14 protein-coding genes and 1 pseudogene are annotated in these 19,402 nt (G+C 64.0%); 8 read left to right on the plus strand and 7 right to left on the minus strand.

Going from position 1 to position 19,402, the window contains the following annotated elements:
* Positions 1-133: 133 nt before the first annotated feature.
* On the plus strand, positions 134-1,324 hold the full coding sequence (locus tag GEV06_24380) for a sugar isomerase (protein MPZ21011.1): 1,191 nt from the start codon (positions 134-136) through the stop codon (positions 1,322-1,324).
* On the opposite strand, the gene GEV06_24385 is transcribed toward GEV06_24380, so the two are convergent.
* The 4 genes from GEV06_24385 to GEV06_24400 form a co-directional block, all read right to left on the minus strand.
* A complete protein-coding gene (locus tag GEV06_24385; GenBank protein MPZ21012.1) occupies positions 1,321-1,710 on the minus strand; it encodes a DUF2784 family protein in 390 nt (129 codons plus the stop codon). The two genes, GEV06_24380 and GEV06_24385, sit on opposite strands and share 4 nt — an antisense overlap.
* Positions 1,711-1,859: 149 nt before the next feature.
* Positions 1,860-3,329 (minus strand): sodium-dependent transporter, encoded by a 1,470-nt coding sequence (locus tag GEV06_24390; GenBank protein ID MPZ21013.1) that lies wholly within the window; start codon positions 3,327-3,329, stop codon positions 1,860-1,862.
* A 10-nt stretch (positions 3,330-3,339) separates the two neighbouring features.
* A complete protein-coding gene (locus GEV06_24395) occupies positions 3,340-3,888 on the minus strand; it encodes an azurin (GenBank protein ID MPZ21014.1) in 549 nt (182 codons plus the stop codon).
* Positions 3,876-4,925 carry a hypothetical protein gene (locus GEV06_24400; GenBank protein MPZ21015.1) on the minus strand — a complete coding sequence of 350 codons (1,050 nt, stop codon included), beginning with the start codon at positions 4,923-4,925 and terminating at the stop codon, positions 3,876-3,878. The genes GEV06_24395 and GEV06_24400 overlap by 13 nt, the downstream gene beginning before the upstream one ends.
* 324 nt (positions 4,926-5,249) lie before the next feature.
* Between GEV06_24400 and GEV06_24405 the strand changes: the two genes are divergently transcribed.
* The 3 genes from GEV06_24405 (at position 5,250) to GEV06_24415 (ending at position 8,748) form a co-directional block, all read left to right on the plus strand.
* A complete protein-coding gene (locus GEV06_24405) occupies positions 5,250-6,446 on the plus strand; it encodes a hypothetical protein (GenBank protein ID MPZ21016.1) in 1,197 nt (398 codons plus the stop codon).
* 86 nt (positions 6,447-6,532) lie between these two features.
* A complete protein-coding gene (locus GEV06_24410) occupies positions 6,533-7,573 on the plus strand; it encodes a TIM barrel protein (GenBank protein ID MPZ21017.1) in 1,041 nt (346 codons plus the stop codon).
* An 11-nt stretch (positions 7,574-7,584) separates the two neighbouring features.
* Complete coding sequence (locus tag GEV06_24415) at positions 7,585-8,748, plus strand: gfo/Idh/MocA family oxidoreductase (protein MPZ21018.1); 1,164 nt, start codon at positions 7,585-7,587, stop codon at positions 8,746-8,748.
* 92 nt (positions 8,749-8,840) lie between these two features.
* Here GEV06_24415 and GEV06_24420 read toward each other — a convergent pair whose 3' ends face one another.
* The 3 genes from GEV06_24420 to GEV06_24430 all read right to left on the minus strand — a co-directional run bounded on the left by GEV06_24420 (position 8,841) and on the right by GEV06_24430 (position 15,689).
* The gene (locus GEV06_24420) at positions 8,841-9,971 is read right to left on the minus strand and encodes a gfo/Idh/MocA family oxidoreductase (protein MPZ21019.1); all 1,131 of its coding nucleotides are present in this window, start codon (positions 9,969-9,971) and stop codon (positions 8,841-8,843) included.
* Between the two features lie 57 nt (positions 9,972-10,028).
* The gene (locus GEV06_24425; GenBank protein MPZ21020.1) at positions 10,029-11,753 is read right to left on the minus strand and encodes an MFS transporter; all 1,725 of its coding nucleotides are present in this window, start codon (positions 11,751-11,753) and stop codon (positions 10,029-10,031) included.
* 294 nt (positions 11,754-12,047) lie between these two features.
* Complete coding sequence (locus GEV06_24430) at positions 12,048-15,689, minus strand: dehydrogenase (protein ID MPZ21021.1); 3,642 nt, start codon at positions 15,687-15,689, stop codon at positions 12,048-12,050.
* A 330-nt stretch (positions 15,690-16,019) separates the two neighbouring features.
* Between GEV06_24430 and eboC the strand changes: the two genes are divergently transcribed.
* The 4 genes and pseudogenes from eboC to GEV06_24450 all read left to right on the plus strand — a co-directional run bounded on the left by eboC (position 16,020) and on the right by GEV06_24450 (position 19,309).
* Positions 16,020-16,919, plus strand: a complete 900-nt coding sequence (eboC, locus tag GEV06_24435) for a UbiA-like protein EboC (GenBank protein ID MPZ21022.1) — start codon at positions 16,020-16,022, stop codon at positions 16,917-16,919.
* Position 16,920: 1 nt separating this feature from the next.
* Positions 16,921-18,147, plus strand: coding sequence for a 3-dehydroquinate synthase (locus tag GEV06_24440; protein ID MPZ21023.1), 1,227 nt, complete (start codon positions 16,921-16,923; stop codon positions 18,145-18,147).
* Positions 18,144-18,377, plus strand: a pseudogene (locus GEV06_24445) (hypothetical protein). Before GEV06_24440 ends, GEV06_24445 begins: the two are co-directional and overlap by 4 nt.
* Positions 18,378-18,457: 80 nt before the next feature.
* On the plus strand, positions 18,458-19,309 hold the full coding sequence (locus GEV06_24450) for a metal-dependent hydrolase (protein ID MPZ21024.1): 852 nt from the start codon (positions 18,458-18,460) through the stop codon (positions 19,307-19,309).
* The last annotated feature ends 93 nt before the right edge of the window (positions 19,310-19,402 follow it).

The raw sequence follows: 19,402 nt of genomic DNA on the forward strand, positions 1-19,402 counted from the left end.
GCGCGTCAGCCTCCCGCGCCGTCACGGCCGCCTCGGCGAGGCGGCCCTACCTAGTGTGGTGTCGCATTGCAGAATGCCCCCTCCCCGTGAGAACGGGGTTGCGCTCGGGCGAGGTGGATGGCACGCTCTTCCCATGAAGGCACGACTGGCAGAGCAGGTGTTCGGCGCTCTCGAGACGTTTCGCATCGAGCTTCCCTCCTGGGGCTTTGCCAATACCGGCACGAGGTTTGGCAAGTACCTCCAGCCGGCCGCAGCGACCACCATTGAGGAGAAGCTCGCCGATGCCGGTCAGGTGCATGCGCTCACCGGAGTCTGTCCGACCGTTGCGCTCCACGTGCAGTGGGACTTTCCGGGGGGCCTCGGCGACGCGGGCGCGGTGACAGCTCTCGCCCGCCGCTGCGGTGTACGGCCCGGCGCCATCAACCCGAACTTCTTCCAAGACCAGGAGTACAAGCACGGCTCGTTCGGCAATCCAGAGGAGGCGACCCGCCAGCGAGCGCTCGAGCATGGCTTGGAAAGCGTGCGCATTGGACAGCGCGTCGAGAGTCGAGACGTTTCCTGTTGGTTCGCCGATGGGTCCAATTACCCCGGCACGGCCAACATCCGGCGCCGGCGGCAATGGTTCGAAGAGGGCCTCGCCCGGCTGGCGAGCGAGCTTGCCGCGGAACAGCGCTTGCTCGTGGAGTACAAGCCGTTCGAGCCGGCCTTCTACCATACCGATATCGCCGACTGGGGCATGGCGCTCCTCTTGGCGCGCGCGGCGGGCCCGCAGGCGAAGGTCCTCGTGGACACAGGACACCACTATGCGGCGCAGAACATCGAGCAGATCGTCGCCTGGCTGCTGGCCGACGGGATGCTCGGCGGCTTCCACTTCAACGACCGACGCTATGCGGATGACGATCTGACCTTGGGATCCATCGATCCATATCAGGTGTTTCGCATCTTCCACGAGATTTGCTGCTTCGAGTGGGAGACCGGCACATGCGCCGATGTGGCCTACGTCATCGACCAGAGCCACAACCTCAAGGGCAAGATCGAAGCGATGATCCAGACTGTGACCGTGGCGCAGGAGCTCTTTGCGAAGGCGGCGCTGGTCGATTACCAGCGGCTCGCGGAAGCCCAGGGTTCCGTCGATTTGGTTCGGGCGGAATCCTGTCTCCAGGATGCGTTTGCCACGGACGTGCGGCCGGCGATCCGGGAATGGCGCGCCTCGAAGGGGCTTCCCGAGGACCCGATGGAAGCGTTCCGGCAGAGCGGATATCTAGAGCGCATCTCGAAGGACCGGGCAGCGCGCCAGACGGCGAATGCATCCGCGTACGCCTAGCGGCCGCCTCGGCGAGGCGGCCCTACCGCCCTGGAGTCCCGCACGTTTAGAACGACGCTCAGCGCTGCTGCGACTGCGAAGATGATGAGCACCAGCGCGTCGACCACTCCAGGCGCCACCTCTAGACCGGTCAGGACCTCCACGAGGAGCTGCACGTAGGAGTTCGGATCGACGTGACCGAGCCGGGCCCGCACCTGCCAATGCCAGTCGGTGCACGGGCAATAGCCCCATCCGTACCAGATACCAAGCCCGAACCAAGAGAGTGCTGTGAGCGCGATCGTAAGCAGGTGCCAGCGGCGCGTGCGCCGCCAGATCCATCCGGTGCAGTTGAAGATGATCCAGCCAGTGTGGAAGAGGAAGAAGCCAACGTTCAGCGCTTCATACATGCGCCCTCACGTATGCGTCGTCCCCAGGCAGGTCTGACGGGCGGGGCTTCAGGGTCGCCGCGCGCTACGGGTGCGATACCAGAGGCAGAGGACGAAGCCGCCCCAGTTCAGCCCCAGCAGTAGCACCATCATCAACCAGGTTCGCCCGCTCACGGCTCACCCTCCGCGATCTCTCGCGTGCTCGTCTTGGCCATCCAGCGGTTGAAGGCCAGCAGCAGCAGGATGACGATGGTCCATTGGGCGACGCAGGTGCCGACGCTGGACGTGCGGAACGGGTTCCACCACCCCTCGGGGTCGTAGGTCACCGCCGCCTGATACATCCACCACGAGAACATGACGACGAACTCTGCAGGTACCAGGTACTTCAAAATCCACTCGAAGAGCGGGCCCACGCGAAAGCTGCCAGCGCCGACGTTGATCGACTGCTCGCGAAACTGGCGACTGCCCGAGAGCGTCACGCCCAGTGAGATGAACAGGCCGCTGATCATCAGGCCGACGCCCCACACCCAGTCCTGATTGCGGAACACGTCGAGGCTTATCGCCGAAGGGATCCCGCAAACGATGACGGCTGCGGTGACGATGGTGACCGCAGTTCGTCGAGCCATTCCACCGTCGATGAGGACGCGCGAGGCCAGCTCGATCATCGCGATGAGCGAGGAGAGCGCTGCACAGAAGAGGGCGACGAAGAAGACCGGCAGGAACAGCGCACCACCGGGCATGCGCTCGAAGACCTGCGGAATCCAGACGAACATCAGCCCCTCGTTGCCAGCGGCCATCGCGGCTTGTGCATCGGCGAGCGGCAAGATGGCAAATGCTGCCGGCAGCACCGCCATCCCGGCCAGAAGCGACGCCGAGTTGTCTCCAAACCCGATCGTCGTCCCGCTCAGGACAACGTTCTCGTCGCGCCGGAGGTAGATGCCGTAGGTGAGGATCAGCCCCCATCCCGCGCCAGTCGACCACGCGGACTGCGTGAGCGCTTCGAGCCACGTGCGGTAGCTCGAGAGGCTCGACAGGTCGGGGTTGAACATGAACTCGAGGCCGACCGTCGCGCCAGGCAGCGTCACGGCACGCAGCGCGGCCACGATGAGCAAGATAAAGAGCACGGGCACCAGAATCCGATTGGCGCGCTCGATGCCGCGCACGACGCCACGCTGAATGATCCAGCCTCCCACGAGCGCCGCCATCACGTGGAAGAAGATCGGCTGCCAGATCGAGGAGGCGTAGCGCTCCCAATACGCAGCCGGCTCGATGCCATGGAGCTGGCCGGTCATCGATGCAAGCGCGTACTTGAGGGTCCAGCCAGTCACCACCGAGTAATAGAACAGAATCATGATGGTGACGACACCGACGAAGCCGCCCATCCAGGCAAAGCGGTCCCCCGCCAGGCGGGCGAAGCTCCCCACCGTGCCGCGGCGCGTGGTGCGCCCGATGGAGAGCTCCGCGATGAGCAGAGGGAGCGACCAGATGAAGAGGAAGATGAACCAGGGAATCAGGAACGCCGCCCCGCCGTTTTGCGCGGCGATGCGTGGAAAGCGCCACAGATTCCCTGTTCCGACCGCCATGCCGAGACCGGCAAGGATGACGGCCCAGTGCGATGAGAAGACCTCTCGCGGTGCCATTGGATGGCAATCACTTCACGACGAGCGTCCCCTTCATCCCGGCCGCGAAGTGACCGGGGAACGTGCAGACGAAGGGGTACTCGCCCGGCTCGTCCGGCACGCTGAAGGTCACCTCGACTGTCTCGCCGTTTCCAGCGAGCGTTGTCGCTGCGATCACCTGTTCCTTCATCTCGGGAGCGATGAAGTCGGTATCCCGCGCGGTCATCCCGGCGTTCACGAACTCCATCGGGTCGGTTGCGAGCTGAAGCACGACCACGTTGTGTGCCATCGCGATCTTCGGCATCGTGCCCTTGGAGGTCAGCTGGATGCGCAGCTCCTCTCCCGCCTCCGCCTCGATCGTGCTGAGGCTGTACTTCATGTCATCGGTGCCCACGATCTCGATCGTGCGCGCCGCCGCATCTTGAGCCCGTGCGGTCAGGCCGGTAGAGATGAGTGAGAGTGACGCGAGAGCGAATGACACGAACCAATAGAAACGCATGAATACTCCGTCGGAAAGCGCCGTTTCCCGTTTCCTGAAAAACGGCAGTTGTTGTCTCCTTGCCCAGCTTAACCAGGCCATTCGAGCGCTTCGGGAATCGTCTCCCTCCGATGGATGGTGACCCAGTATTCCACTTCGACGTGTGTCGCGGCGGGAAGCCAGCGGAATGTGGGCACATCGAACATCCGGCCACGCTCGATCATGGCACGCCGAGGCTCCGGCATGGGAGAAACACCGAACTCCATGCCACGAGCCACTGTCTTGCCGCTCCAGGGCGCGTGTGAGCGACTGCAGTTTTCCTCCCAAATGCCCAGCCACGGAAAGTCCCGGCGCCGCCAGACGTAGCCCACCGCCAGCTGCGCGTCCGGCGAGAACGCCACGAAGAAGGCCTGATCGCCGCTGGGATCCATCAGGTGGGTCGTGTACGCGCTCGACGCGACCGCACGACGAAAGACCTGAAGATCAGCAGTGCCGCCGTCCCGGCAGGGCGCCATCGGCCAATCGAAGACGGCGTCAGCCTGCAGGTAGTCGTCGGCGCCGAAGGTCCGCTCGAACGTTTTCGAGCGTGTCGCAGACGCGCGGAAGCAGGTACGGCCCGGCTGGAGAAACGGCGACCCAAGGGTGACGTGCTGGGTCCAGCCAGTCGCGCGGTCCAGGCCGGAGAGGTTCTCCACCGTCTCACGAATGCGAACGGCCCCGTCGTAGAGCTGGAGGCGCCGCTCGAACTGCAGCTGGGCCAGCGGCAGCAGCGCCTGCATTACCAGCTCTCCCTCCGATCGGCGAATATCATAGCGAACCAGCGGTGCCTCGCCGTGAACCGGCAGCCCGGCCGCCGCCTCTTCGGGCGAGGGCGGGCCGAAGATGTCCAGGCACACGTTATGGCCCAGGATGCCCGCCAGCAGGCGGGCATCCGCACCACTTCCGTATACGTGGTGCTTCGTCCGATCGTAACTCGACGGCTCGATGGTTGGCCATGGTGGTGTCCACAGCGGATTGATGCCGCTGCGCTTGTCGAGGATCTCCGCGATGTGCCCTCCTTCTTCGAGGACCGTCACACGTAGCTCGCTGTTTTCGATGAGCACGGCGCGCCGACCGAGGTACCTGTATGTAGGTGCCATGGCGAGATTCGGTATTATGCACAGCGCGCCCGACGGCAACGACCCTTGGCGGCTCGTCCAGGCTCGGGATGCGAGCCGTTTCACGACGCGCAATCGAGATGCAAGGTCATCCGTTTCGTGAACCAGGCGACGCGCATGGCGCGGCGCAGGCAACGGCGCGTTCGGCCATGGAGTTGGCCGTCATCCCGGGGGTGATGGCCGCGTTTTTCTGCGCGAAACGCGTCGGTCGGGTGAAATGCCCTTGAAGTGGGTCTGGCCCAGGTTGTATCGTCCACGCGCGCCAACGCTAACATAGCTCGCCTGCGGGTTGCGACAGGAGACTCGATGTTGGATCGATTGAAGGTTCGAGACGCGATTGCGGGAGGAGGCGGTCTGCTTCGGCTCGAGCCCTGCTGGGTGCCGCGCGCGTTCATGATTCCCGGCCGGCGGTTGAAGCTGCATCCAGGCGACCTGTACGCCTTGGGCGGGCATCGCGGCGGCATCAACGAACGCTGGTTCTCGTCGACGACCAATGCCGACAACGGGCCGGGCACGCCCGAAGACGAGGGGCTCAGTTACGTCAGGCTGGAGAACGGGCAACGATTCCTCCTGAAGGAGGCCGTCGAGTCCGCCGGAGACCTGCTCCTTGGCGCCTCGGTGATGGAGCGCGAAGGAGGATGGAATCTGCTCTGCAAGTTCTTCGACAACATGGGGCCCATCCCCCACCATTTGCACCAGAGCGATGAGTACGCAAAGCTCGTCGGTCGTCGCGGCAAGCCTGAAGCCTATTACTTCCCCCCGCAATACAATCAGACGGACAACAACTTTCCGTATACGTTCATGGGGCTCGAGCCGGGCACCACGAAGCAAGACGTGTGGCGGTGTCTCGAGCGCTGGAGCCAGGGCGACAACGGAATTCTTTACCTGTCGCGAGCATATCGGCTCGAACCGGGCACCGGCTGGCAGATCAACCCTGGCATTCTGCACGCGCCCGGCTCGCTCGTGACCTACGAGCCGCAGGTCAACAGCGATGTGTTTGCGATGTTTCAGTCGGTGGTCGAGGGGCGCATCATCGACTGGAGCCTGCTGACGAAGGACGTGCTTCCCGAGCACCACCACGATCTCGACTACCTCGTTGGCATGCTGGATTGGGACGCAAACGTCAACCCGAGCTTCGGCCAGGACAACCGGTGCTTTCCGCGTCCCGTGCGGCCGTTTGCCGAGACCGAGCACGAAGGGTATCGCGAACAGTGGGTGTGCTACGGGACGCCGTACTATTCCGCGAAGGAGCTCACCATCCTGCCCAAGCGGACGGTCACGATCCGTGACGGCGCGGCGTATGGCCTGATTCTCACCCAGGGCTACGGCAGGTGCGGGCCGCTTGCGGTCTCCACCCCGTCGATGATTCGCTTCGGCGAGATGACGGAAGATGAGCTCTTCGTGACGGCCGAGGCGGCGCAGGCCGGCGTACGCATCGAGAATCTCAGCGCGACCGATCCGCTGGCGATGTTGAAGCATTTCGGGCCGGAGGGTCAGGGGTAAAAGGGATCAAGGGATCAAGGGATCAAGGGACCAAGGGGTCAAGGGACCAAGGGGTCAAGGGATCAAGGGATCAAGGGGAACGGCGTATGCACAAGCATCCAGCACTTCACAATGCGATGTGGCCGGGGCTGGTCGGCAAGGGTGGCCCAGGCGCCGAGCCGCCGATCGATCTGGACACCATGCTCGATCTCACGGCAGGCGCTGCTGTTGACGGCATGGCGTTCGATGGCGTCGATCTCTTTCTGTTCGATCCGCATGTCAGCATCGACTCGTCACGGGATGACCTGGAGCGCCTCGCGGATCGAATCCGTGCGCGTAATCTCGTGGTCGGTTCCCTCGTCGCCCCCGTGTGGCCGCCAACAGGCGGCGGCTCCGCGATGGGCACGGAGGAGGAGCGTAAGAGCTTCCTGACACAGGTGCGCAAGGCGTGCGGCATCGGCAAGACACTTCGCGACATCGGCATTCGGGGCTACGGGATTATCCGCATCGATTCGGCCGCGAGCCCTGCCGAGTGGGCGAAGGATCCATCTGCCAACAGCAAGAAAATTGCCGAGACGTTTCGCCAAGCGTGCGATATCGCCGACGAGCATGGCGAGCGGCTGGCGGCCGAGGGCGAGATCTGCTGGGGTGGGATGCACAGCTGGAAGCGGATGGTGGAGCTCCTCGAGATGGTGGGCCGGCCCAAGACGCTGGGCTTCCAGGCCGATATGGCGCACACGCTGCTCTACACCCTCGGGTACAACGCCCCCGAAGACCGCATCCTTCCAGATGGCTACGATTGGGCACAGCGCGAGACCTTGGACGAAGCGCTTCGAGCCATGACACGGGTGTTGCGGCCCTGGACGATTGACTTTCACGTGGCGCAGAACGATGCCACCGTGAAGGGATCTGGCTCACACGACAAGACCGGCCGCCATTGCCTGCCGTTTGATCCGAACGGCAAGCTGGACATCACCCGCGACGCCGGCGCGTGGCTGCGAGATGACACCGGCCAGGTCACACGCAGCTTCGAGCACATCTGCTGGGACGGCTGTATGTTCCCGAACGAGGTCATGACGAGGCCGGAAACCTGGCGCGACGTGCTCTCGGTGATGGTTGATGTACGGAATGCGCACGGCTGGGACTAAGGGGATCCCTCATGAAGAACCTCAATATTGGGATGGTCGGTTACGGGTTCATGGGGCGAACGCATTCGAATGCGTTCCTCCAGGCCCCTCGTTTCTTCGAGCTGCCCAATCGTCCCGTGCTCAAGGCAGTCTGCGCCCGCAACGCGGACCGCGCCAAGGCTTTTGCTTCGACCTGGGGCTACGAGTCGGTGGAGACCGACTGGCGGAAGCTCGTGGAGCGCAAGGACATCGATCTCATCGACATCGCGAGCCCGAACGACACGCATGCCGAGATTGCCGTTGCCGCGGCACGCGCTGGCAAGCTGGTCATGTGCGAGAAGCCGCTCGGGCGAAACGCGGCGGAGTCCGAGACGATGGTCTCCGCCGTGGAATCGGCCGGCGTCGCCAACACGGTCTGGTACAACTATCGGCGTGTGCCTGCGGTCATGCTGCTCAAGCAGTTGCTCGATGAAGGCCGCTTCGGCCGGATCTTCCACTACCGCGCGAAGTTTCTCCAGGACTGGACGATCTCCACGGAGTTGCCTCAGGGCGGCGAGGGGCTCTGGCGTCTCGATGTCAACGTCGCGGGCAGCGGCGTCACCGGCGATTTGCTCGCACATGCGATCGACACCGCCATCTGGTTGAATGGCTCCATCTCGCAGGTGACCGCGATGACCGAGACCTTCGTCAAAGAGCGCACGCACACGCTCACCGGTCGCGTGGAGCCGGTCGGCATCGATGATGCGAGCGCGTTTCTCTGCCGCTTCGAGAACGGCGCGCTCGCCCTGTTCGAGGCCACGCGGTATGCGCGCGGCCACAAGGCGCTCTACACTTTGGAGATCAACGGCGAGCATGCCTCTGCCTTCTGGGACCTCCACGATCTGCATCGCATTCAGTACTTCGATCATCGAGACGAGGGCCGCGTCCGCGGCTGGCGGAGCATTCACGTGACCGATGGTGATCATCCGTACATGAATCGCTGGTGGGTCCCCGGGCTACAGATTGGATACGAGCACACGTTCATTCATCAGTGCGCCGACTTCCTGGAGGCCGTCGGTCAGGGCGGAAGCATTGCACCGACGTTTCGTGACGGCCTGGCAACCGACTACGTGACCGACGCGGTGCTCCAGTCGGCGAAGACCGGGAAGTGGGAGACCGTATCGTCGGTTTCGGCCGCCGCCGGCAAAGGCGCGTGAGCTCAGTGGCCCGAGGCCTGTCTCACACGCTCGCGTTCGGCGAACGCGCCCTAGTGTGGACGAGGGTAGGGCCACCTCGCCGAGACGGCCGGTCAGAAGCGCGGGATCACGATCTTGTCCCCTCCATTGAGCGCCGATTGATGCGCGCAAATGCCGACCATGGTCCAGTTGACGGAGGTTTCGGCGTCCGGCATGGGCGGTCGTTCACCGAGGCACGCCAGCAGGAAGTTGTGTGCGAGGTGCGGGTGCGAGCCACCGTGGCCGCCGCCTTGGAGGAAGGACAGGTGGTCCGCATCCTGAATGGCCGCAGGCTGTGTGAACCGCCGGATCGGTTCCGGCAGTAGGTGGGCATAGTCCGGGACCTTCACCCGCTTGGGAATCTCGGCCTCGCTCAACGGCGCCGCCGCGGTGCTCTTCGTGTGGATGACCGGCTCCTCGTTCTCGACCTGCTGCCACTCGAACGACTTCTTCGAGCCATAGGCGTCGAAGCTCTCGCGATACTGACGGGCGGTGTCGAAAAGACTGCGTGTCACTTCTCCGGCGACGTCGGAGTCTCGAAGCTTGAACGTGGCGGTCTCGATGGCGAACGGGCTCCCGTACTTGGGAATCAACGCTTCGTCTATCCGACCGGATCCGTGGCAGACGACGTGCTCGGCATGCTTGCCGAGAATCGCCAGGCAGGGACTGACGCAGTGCGTGGCGTAGTGCATCGGCGGGAACCCCTCCCAGTAGCCGGGCCAGCCTTCCATGTCCTGCTGATGGCTGCCGCGGAGGAACTGAATGCGGCCGAGCTCGCCCTTGTCGTAGAGCTCTTTGACGAAGAGATACTCGCGGCTGTACACGACGGTCTCCATCATCATGTAGACCTTGCCGCTCTTGCGCTGCGACTCGACGATCTGCTGGCACTCGTCGAGCGTGGTGGCCGCGGGGACGGTGCTGGCGACATGCTTCCCGGCCTTCAGTGCCGCGATCGACTGCGGCGCGTGGTCGGCGATCGGCGAGTTGATGTGGACCGCGTCCACGTTCGGGTCTGCGAGCAGCTCGCTGTAATCGGTATAACGCACCTTCACGCCGAAGTTGTCACCACAGGCGTCGAGCTCTTTCTTGTCCCGGCGGCAAATGGCGTACATCTCGGCGTTTGGATGGAGCTGATAAATCGGGATGAACTCGGCACCGAATCCGAGGCCTACGATAGCCACACGTATCTTCCTGTCGTTTCCCACGAGACGGTTCCTTTCACGAAGAGGGGCGAACGCTCTCGGCGGCCCTGAAGCGCCGCCCTACCCTGCGACATCCTCCGGGACGAGATGCTTGGCCCTGTATCCGCCGGTTGCCCGGAAATAGGCAATCAGCCCCAGATAACAGGCGAGCATGATCGCCGGAAGGATGGCAATCTTGGCCAGCGTCTGCTGTTTCGTGCGGCTGTCTACACCAGTAATCAGGTCGCTCTGTCGCTGGAGGGCCGCGTGCTCCGGATCAGCGGCGAGCGCCGTTTGGAGTCTGTCCTCAGGCAGCTCGCCATCGCCGATCTCGGCCTCGAGGCTTTCCTGCACGCGCGCGGCAGCCGCAGCCTGCCTGTCCGCCAACAGCGTCCGCTGCGCCGGGTCGAGGGCGTAGGACTCGCCGAAGAGCCCCGGGCGCAGCGACACGACCTGCTGCGCAAGGGCAGGATCCGCGGCACGGATCTCTGAGGTAGCCGCGTTGTCCTGCACAGCGCCAATCGCAGGATTGCCGATCGTGCCGACGGAGATCATGCCGACACCCGCAATCGCATTCAGCATGAGCGCTCCTCCTCGCGGATACTGCTCGCTCACCACCCCGAGCGTCGTCGGCCAGAAGAACGTCTTGCCCAGACCGTAGAACGTCGCGGCGAGGAAGAGCATGGCCGGCGCGGTCCCGGCCGAGGACAGCCAGAGCAGGCCGATGACCGCAATCGCCGCGGACGCGGCCAGCAGGCCGAGCGGTCCGATTCTGTGCACGATGGGCCCAGCGAAGAAGCGCAGGACGAACATGATCAGCGAGGTCCACACCAGGAACAGCATTCCCAGCGTCGGGCTCTCCAGGACGCTCCGCATGATATCGGCGATCCAACTGTCGGTTCCCAGCTCAGTCGTGGCAAGCAGCACCATGACAACGAGAAGGATCACGAATACAGGTCGCCCGAAGCTTCTCACATACAGCGCGAACAGAACGGCTGGAATCAGCGCGAGCCCGAGCTGCGCCATGAGGCCGACCGTCGGCACACCGAGAATCACCAGAATCTGATTGAGCCCGGCAATGAGAAAGAAGCAGACGATGAAGCAGCTCCCGGCACCGAACTCACGCAGCATGTCGAAGTACGGAACGTTGGCGGCCACCCGCTCCTGAACCGGGAAGCGCTGCTTGAAGAGCATGAGGCCATAGGCGAAGGTCGGCAGCAGCACGAGGGCCACCTGCCACTGCCACAGCCGGCCAGGCATGCTCGCGGGATCGAGGTCGCTGACCAGAATCGCGAGCAGCCCCCCGAGCACCAAGCCGCCAGGCCACCCCGCGTGCAGGATGTTGAGGTAGCGAGTCTTCTCGCGGCTATAGAGCGTCGCGGTGACCGGATTGACGACCGCCTCGATGGTGCCGTTACCCAGCGCGAAGGTGAACGTCCCGATGTACAACAGCGCAAAGCCCGCTTTTTGTCCCGCGACGACCGCCTCTGGACCGGCGCCGGGGTCGGCGAGCATGGCGGGCGCGGCAAGCGTAATGACCGCCGAGAGCACGTGCAGCGTGAAGGCGATGGCCATCGAGACGCCGTTGCCGATGCGGTCGATGATGAGACTGAAGAGGATGATCGAGATCGCAAAGGGGAAGAGACCGGCGCCCTGGACATAGCCGATCTGCTCCTGGGTGAGGTTGAAGTCCGTGCGCCAGTCCTCCAGAATCGCCGCGCGTACCGCAAAGCCGAATGCAGTGGCAACGAGAGAGACGATGCATCCGATGAAGAGTCGGCTGCGATTGATCGTCGGATCGGTCATGAAATGTGGCCTCCCGTGACGCCCGAACGGCGCACCCTCGCGCGCGATGTACGCCGGGGAGCTCTGGAAGCGCCGCGCCGCGCATGCAGCGGCAGCAAGCCCTTCCCTGCTGCCACGCAATCGAGCAGCGCCTTTTCTTGCTCCGGCGTGATGCTCTCGTGGTTCGCGTAGATGATCAGCGCGTCCTATTGTGCCAAGTTCGCGGCGTTAAGATCATTCGGATCGGCCGTGTACGTCAAGCTCTTACCCCTGCCCCCTTGATCCCTTGGTCCCTTGACCCCTGATCCCTGATCCCTAATCCCTGCTGCTACCCGCCACCACCTTCAACACCCCATTCATCACCTGCCAGTGCGCCGGGAACGTGCAGAGATACGGGTACTCACCCGGATCGGCCGGCGCTCTGAATTGGACCGTCACCGTGTCGCCCGGATCGACGAGCTCCGTGGCAAAGAGCACCTCCGGCATGTCCGGAATGTACTCTCGTTCCAAGCCGTCCGGTGATGCCGCCATCTGGTCCGCCGCCAGGCCGATCTGTTCGAGTGTTCCCGGGGCGCCGAGCACGACGTTGTGCTGCAGCGCATCCGGATTCTTAAAGACGAGCTCGACGAGCTGTCCTGCACTCACGGTCAGCTCACCGAGGTCGTATTTCATCTGTCCTGGTATCACGGCAAGATGCAGGACCATGTCGGGCTCTTCCGGCGCGTCCGGTGCCAGCGTGGCCTCGGCGGTACGCGCTGCTCCGCCAGCCACGGTCAACGCGACGTGTGCGGCAAGCTCGCCCGGCTTCGCATACAGCGTACCGGCGTTGGTCTGACGCTCTACCCGGTACTTCCAAGCGCCTGCCAGCGGTGTTTCGTCCTTTCCGGACTGAATTGCCATCGACTCCGCCGGTCCGAGAAATCCGCCATCGTTTCTGTAGTTCTGGATGCGTACGGTGATGGCGTTCTGGCCGGCGCGCAGCGCTCCCGCCGGTAGCCAGAAGACCTGCGGGCTCCCTCGGCCGCCCTGCCTCGCGTTCTCGGACACCGACATCCCATTGACCCAGGCCTCTGCGGAGTTGCCGACTTGCCCCAATGAGAGCTTGCTCCTGGCTTCCGTTGGCGTCAGGTCTACCGTGCGCGTGAACCACACCACACCATCGAAGTCTGACAGCCCGCGCTCTTCCCAGTTGCCAGGCACCTCCATGGCCGTCCATTCGCCGTCCAGGCTGCGAGCGTCCGGCGTCCGCCAGTCTGGCTTCAGCTTGCCGATTCTCAACGAGACCGGTAGCTCGCCGGACGGCATTGCCTTGTCGTCTTCGCGATACGACGACATGAAACCATCCTGATGACGATGGGCGGCGATGTACAGCGCACGGCTCAACCATCTGTCGGCGTAGTTCTCCTCTTTCTGGCTTTCCGTGTAGAGCGCCTCGCCAATCGCCGGCGATGCCGGCATCTCCGCGAGGACGAGGGTCGCCGCCAGCCGCGTGTGGAGATCCGGGTCGCTCAGCAGCCCCGCAGCAATGACGGCGCTGCCAGCCTCCGGGGTATGAGGCAGCACCATGGCGGCCGCCTTGCGTACGCCGGCCGCCGGATGTTTCAGCGCTTCGACGGCCACGCCGTAGGCTTCGGTGTTGGTGCCGGCGAGCTCGCCCAAGCCGTGTAGCGTCCACAGCGCGTGGAGAGCACCGCCGTTGGTTCCAATGGTGTCCACTGATCGGTTGCGGACGAGCGCGAGGAGCTGGGGCACGACGTCTTTCCGTGCCCGCTCGACGAGCAGGCGCTGCGCCGTAGTTCGCCAGAACATGTTGTCTGCGGCAAGCGCGTCGACGAGACCTGCCGGGTCCGTCTTGGATAGCGAGCGTTTCTTCGCGTCCGGCGCGTCCTCGTAAACGATACGGTAGATGCGGCCGCGCTGGTGGTCGCGCATCGACGTCTCATAGGCATTCCCACGGCCGACGCTGTGCCCCGGCGGCGTCGGGTTGTGCTGCTGGATGAAGTTGTACCAGTCCGCCACCCACACCGCGCCATCCGGGCCAACCTGTGCGTGCACCGGGGCCACCCACTCCTCGGCGCCCGCGAGGAGGTTCCACCCGTCCCGCGTGACGAAGCTGGCGCCCTCCTTTTCCATGATCCCCTGCCCGATCAGATGGGCGGTCGGCTCATTGAGGAAGGCAATGCGATTCCAATACTCCTTCGGAAACGCGCGCGCGGTATAGAGATGATGACCGGCGGCAGCCGTGTAGCCGTCAAACACGTCGACCTGACGGATATAGGGTGTCGTGTAGTGCGCCGCATAGAACCTGGCCGCGCTCTGATAACCGGGCCCACTGCGCCCGGCGTCCGGCAGGCCCTCGATGCCTTCGAAGTATCGGTTCGGGATCGCCAAGTACCAGCTCGGGTCGTTGTTGGCGGTCGACCCGAACACGTCGAACGTCTCGGAGAACCCGAGGCCCCACGTGTTGTTGGTCGAGCCGGTCATGTACTCGAACTCGCTCCCATCCGGTTTGAAGCGATAGGCGCCTTGACTGAACTCGAACGGCTTCCCGTCGATCTCACCGTCAAATCCCGAGTAGCCGAGGACACCCCAAATGTAATTGTCCGGTCCGTACTGCAAGTTCGACGGCCCGGCGTGCGTATCCTCGGTGCCCCAGCCGGTGCTCAAGATCTCGCGCACGTCCGCCTTGTCGTCTCCATCCGTGTCTTTCAAGAAGAGGAAGTGCGGCGCCTGTGAGACGATAACCCCGCCGTTGGCAAAGACGAGGCTCGTGGGGATGTTGAGGTGCTCGGCGAACACCGTGAACTTGTCGGCGCGCCCATCCCCGTTGGTGTCTTCGAGAATCCTGATCCTGTCACTTCCAGGCCGCCCGTCGAGGATCTTGTTGGGATAATCCATCGTCTCGATCAGCCAGAGCCGCCCTCGCTCGTCGAACGAAAAGGAGATGGGCTTGACGATGTCCGGCTCGCTCGCGAACAGCTCCAACCTGAACTCGGCAGGAGTCTGCATGAACTTCATCGACTCCTCCGGCGTAAAGGGCAACTGATACTTCGGCGCAGGGGCACGCTTCTCATAATTCGGCACGTTGAAGCCTTCGACGTACGTGACCTCCGGCATCTTCAGCTGCGTCCAGGATTGACGCGTCGCCTCGTCGACGGCCCACACGATGCCCTGCTCAAACAGCTTCTGGAAGCTTGGATCATTCCAGGTGCTCTCGTCCTGTCCCGGCGCCGAGTAGAAGATCCGTCCTTGGCCCTGCGTGCGCACCCACGTCCATGGCTCTCGGCGCTCTCCTGCGACACGCTCGATCAAGGCCGTCCGGTCGGCGGGACGCTGTTGCGTAGATGGCGAGGCTTCCCCGCTGGCCGGGAACGGCTTCACGTCCTGCAAGATCGGATGTGACGGCTCGACGATCTCGAGAGTCGCGCTGCCCGCGTCGGCGCTGCCTGCATCGCCGCCGCCGGCAGACTGGATGTCGCTTCCGACGAGGTCAACATACGCCTTCGACGTGGAAGTGGTCGGCGCGGCCGAATGGACGGCCAAGAGGCCTTTGCCACCTTCGACGAAATCCAAGAGAACCTTCTCTTGTTCCGGCGTCAGCGCGGGCTGTTCCCCGTAGACCATCAACGCGTCGTAGTGCGTCACCTTCGCCGGGGTCAGCGCTTCCTCCAGCGTCGCAACATGCGTGAGCTGAATTCCGCGGCGCGCCAGTGGGGCCGTCAACGACGTGAACATCGTCGACGAGGGCTCCCCCCGAGGCTGCTGTTCCCGTGCAATCACCAGCACCTCGATCGGCTTCGCGTCAGCTGCCTGTTCGGTGACATCACCCGGCGGGCGAGGCGCGGTCGGCTGATCGGGCACTTGCATCTGTGCTGGAGCGAGAAGGGCCGACGCGAGCACGAGCGCGCCGCCGAGGCCGAGCCCCACACGTCGAGTAGCGGAGATGTTGCGCGTCATCACGGATACCTTTCGAAGAGTCAGAATCGAAGTCTTACGCCTGCCTGCAGCGCTCTGGGTGGCAGTTGAGAAGGAGCCCGACCGAAATCGTTGCTGCTCAGATCCGTCACCGGATTGTTCAAGTTGACGCGGTTTGCAATCACCAAGGCTCCGCAACGATCGCCCATCGGATCTGGGGCGGTCGGCGGGCTCGCATGCGTACGTGAACGTTCACAGTATGCCCCGCTCTGCGCGATTCGCCAATAAGTTGTTCTAATGCCGGCATTATTCTGACCAGGCATCATCGTGGGCCGAGACTGAGGAGCCCGCTGGCACGGATAAGATCCGCCCATGACGTCAGCTGCCCGGCCGCGCGACATGACCGTCCTCTTGCGGGGTTACCTCGAGCTCCTCCGGCCGGCGAATGTCGTGACCGCGGCGGCGGATGTCCTGGCCGGCTACGGCGTGGCAGGGCTCGGCAATCCGCAGGCGCTGCCGTGGCTCTTGGTTGCGACGAGCTGCCTGTACGGCGGCGGGGTCGTTCTCAACGACTACTTCGACCGCGCGATCGACCAGGTCGAGCGACCCGAGCGGCCCATTCCGAGTGGCCGCGTGGCGGCAGCCGGTGCGGCATGGCTCGGAGGGGTGCTGCTCGTGGCCGGTGTGATCGCCGCGAGTCAGGCGACGCGCGCGGCCGGCGTGATTGCTGGCGCCACGGCGGGCTGTGTTCTGCTCTACGACGCCTGGGGCAAACAGAGGAGGCTGTTCGCCCCCGTGAACATGGGCCTCTGCCGTGCGCTCAACCTATTGCTCGGCATCGCGGCGGTCCCGGTGGTGCTAGCCGAGGCGTGGCCCCTGGCGCTCGTTCCCTTGGTTTACATCGGTGCCGTCACGGCGCTCAGTCGGGGCGAGGTGCATGGCGGGCAGCGCGGGGTCGCGGTCTCTGCTCTGATATCCTTAATGATTGTTCTGATTGCCTTGATCACGATGACCGTGAGCCCGGGGAATCGGTCGGTGTCGGGGCTGGTGCTGGTGCTCTTCCTCGCCTGGCGCGTGCTGCCGCCGTTCTGGAGGGCGTGCCGGATGTCCGGGCCGGGCCCAATCAGGCAGGCCGTCAAGGCGGGCGTGTTGTCGCTGGTGCTCGTCGACGCCTCGATTGGCGCGACCTACGCCGGCCCCGTCTACGGGTTGGTCATCTTGGCGACGGCTCCCGTCGCTAGCGGGCTGGCCCGATTGTTTCCCGTAACCTGAGATGGACGTCATCGAACAGGAGTGTCGCGTCACCTTTCGGTATCCGGTGCACTTCACCACCGGCGTCTTCGATCCATCGAACCTGTTGTTGAAGACCGTGCTCGTTCCTGCCGCCGCCACACCTGCCAAGGTCCTGTTCGTCGTCGATCGCGGTGTGTGCGCGGCGCACCAAGGCCTGGTCGAGTCCATCGAAGGTTATTGTCAGCACCATCGCGAGCTGTTCGACCTGACAGGGCCGGTGCTGGTCGTTCCCGGGGGAGAACCGGTCAAGAACGAGCCGCAGCATCTGCACGACGTTCAGCGCGCCATCCATGACGCCGGCCTGTGCCGCCAGTCCTACGTGACTGCGGTTGGCGGTGGCGCCGTGCTCGATGTCGTAGGCTACGCGGCCGCCACAGCGCATCGGGGAGTTCGTCTCGTTCGTGTGCCGACGACGATCTTGGCGCAACATGATTCGGGGGTGGGCGTCAAGAACGGCATCAACGCCTTTGGGAAGAAGAACTACCTCGGCACGTTCGCACCTCCATTTGCGGTGATCAACGATTTCGGCTTTCTGTCGACCCTCTCGGATCGGGACTGGCGGGGTGGCATCTCCGAGGCGGTCAAGGTGGCGCTGATCAAAGATGCAAACTTCTTCGACTTCCTGGAGCAGCAGGCCGGCAGATTGGCGGGGCGGGATGGCCCCGTCATGGAGCAGGTCATTCGCCGCTGCGCCGCCCTTCATCTGTCGCACATCGCCACGGCTGGCGATCCATTCGAGCAGGGCTCGTCGAGGCCCTTGGACTTCGGCCACTGGGCCGCCCACAAGCTCGAGCAGCTTACCGAGTACCGCCTCGGTCACGGCGAGGCGGTTGCCATGGGAGTTGCCCTGGACAGCACCTACTCGTATCTGGCCGGCTTCCTCAACGAACCCGCGTGGCGCCGCATCATTGCGCTTCTGCACGCGCTCGGTCTTCCCGTGCATGCGGCCGAGCTGGGTCATCGTCTGGACGCGCCAGAAGACCCGAGCTGTGTGCTGCGCGGCTTGGAGGAGTTCCGCGAGCACCTGGGCGGTCGCCTCACCATCACGCTGCTCAGATCGATCGGCGAGCCTTTCGACGCCCACGAAATCCAAGCGCCGCTCGTGGTCGACGCAATCGAGTTGCTCGAGAAGCTCGACGCGGCTCACCGGGCGGCGACGCCCCGCGGGCTGGAAGCGGACTGTCTCTCTACTCGAGGGTCATCATGAATGGGTCATCACCGTTGAATCCCGTGGCATTGGTGGACGAATATTTCATCGAGAATCGCACGAGGCTTCTCGAAATCGCGGCGTTTCTCGATCGCCTCGACCGGACCGATCCCTCGTATGCCGCCAAGGACTTCAGGATGAAAGCGTTCATCGAGGCGCTCGGCGGTCTTCTCCGAACGGACCATAGAGTGGACCACGTCCAGATGCTCCTGAGTGATCCGTCGACCGAGCCGCTCGAGACGCTCGACAGAAAGAGCGCCGTGGGAGCGTACGACCGCTGGAGTGCTGCGAGTTCTGAGGAGGTGCGATCGTGAAGTACATCGATCATCACGCTCACATGGTGTCGCGCACGACCGACGACTATCAGCAGATGGCGCTGACCGGGTGCGTTGCGGTCACCGAGCCGGCGTTTTGGGCCGGCTGGGACCGGAGCTCGGTGAGCGGCGTCGAGGATTACTTTCGGCAGCTCACCGAGTTCGAGCCACAGCGCGCCGCTCAGTACCACATCGAGCATTACACCTGGATGGCGATGAACCCCAAGGAGGCTGACAACCGAGAGCTGTCACGCGACGTGCTGAAGCGGATTCCGAAATTCTTGGACAAGCCCACGGTGCTCGGCGTCGGTGAGATCGGGCTGAACCGCGTGACGCGCAACGAGGTGGACACATACACCGAACAGATCGACCTCGCGCTCACTCACGATCAGTTGATCCTGATTCACACACCGCATCTCGAGGACAAGCTCAAGGGAACACGGATCTCGCTGGACGTCATGCGCGCGTTTCAGAATCTGGAGCCAGGGCGCGTGCTCGTGGATCATGCCGAAGAGCACACGATTCAAATGATCTTGGACTCGGGTTACTGGGCCGGGCTCACGCTGTACCCGCAGACCAAGGTGTCGCCGCAGCGCGCAGTCGACATCATCGAACGATTTGGTCCGGAGCGGATTTGCGTGGCGGGCGCCTGCGACTGGGGGCCGAGCGAGCCCATAGCCGTGCCGCGCTTCATCATGGAGATGCGGCGCCGCCGGCATGCGGAGGACTTCATTCATCGCATCGTGTTCGAGAACCCGGTGCAGTTCCTCAGCCAGTCGCCAAAGTTCCGCATCCGGCCCAAGGGCCGGGCCGCGGTGGAGACCGCCTCCGCCGCTCTGGCCCCATAGCCGTGCGTCACTCGACTCCGGCGTGATGGCGGCGATGCCGGCGTCCACCAACGTCCCGCGCGCTTCGACCGCAAAGACGCCGCCGCCCGAATA

It is taken from the genome of Luteitalea sp. (assembly GCA_009377605.1).
Taxonomy (GTDB): Bacteria; Acidobacteriota; Vicinamibacteria; order Vicinamibacterales; family Vicinamibacteraceae; genus WHTT01.

Excerpts from the sequence above, each read along its gene's own strand:
- eboC (MPZ21022.1), top strand. The coding sequence starts at position 16,020 with ATGACGTCAGCTGCCCGGCCGCGCGACATGACCGTCCTCTTGCGGGGT.
- GEV06_24410 (MPZ21017.1), top strand. The coding sequence starts at position 6,533 with ATGCACAAGCATCCAGCACTTCACAATGCGATGTGGCCGGGGCTGGTC.
- GEV06_24390 (MPZ21013.1), bottom strand. The coding sequence starts at position 3,329 with ATGGCACCGCGAGAGGTCTTCTCATCGCACTGGGCCGTCATCCTTGCC.
- GEV06_24430 (MPZ21021.1), bottom strand. The coding sequence starts at position 15,689 with ATGACGCGCAACATCTCCGCTACTCGACGTGTGGGGCTCGGCCTCGGC.
- GEV06_24415 (MPZ21018.1), top strand. The coding sequence starts at position 7,585 with ATGAAGAACCTCAATATTGGGATGGTCGGTTACGGGTTCATGGGGCGA.
- GEV06_24380 (MPZ21011.1), top strand. The coding sequence starts at position 134 with ATGAAGGCACGACTGGCAGAGCAGGTGTTCGGCGCTCTCGAGACGTTT.
- GEV06_24425 (MPZ21020.1), bottom strand. The coding sequence starts at position 11,753 with ATGACCGATCCGACGATCAATCGCAGCCGACTCTTCATCGGATGCATC.
- GEV06_24400 (MPZ21015.1), bottom strand. The coding sequence starts at position 4,925 with ATGGCACCTACATACAGGTACCTCGGTCGGCGCGCCGTGCTCATCGAA.
- GEV06_24385 (MPZ21012.1), bottom strand. The coding sequence starts at position 1,710 with ATGTATGAAGCGCTGAACGTTGGCTTCTTCCTCTTCCACACTGGCTGG.
- GEV06_24405 (MPZ21016.1), top strand. The coding sequence starts at position 5,250 with ATGTTGGATCGATTGAAGGTTCGAGACGCGATTGCGGGAGGAGGCGGT.
- GEV06_24440 (MPZ21023.1), top strand. The coding sequence starts at position 16,921 with ATGGACGTCATCGAACAGGAGTGTCGCGTCACCTTTCGGTATCCGGTG.
- GEV06_24395 (MPZ21014.1), bottom strand. The coding sequence starts at position 3,888 with ATGGCCTGGTTAAGCTGGGCAAGGAGACAACAACTGCCGTTTTTCAGG.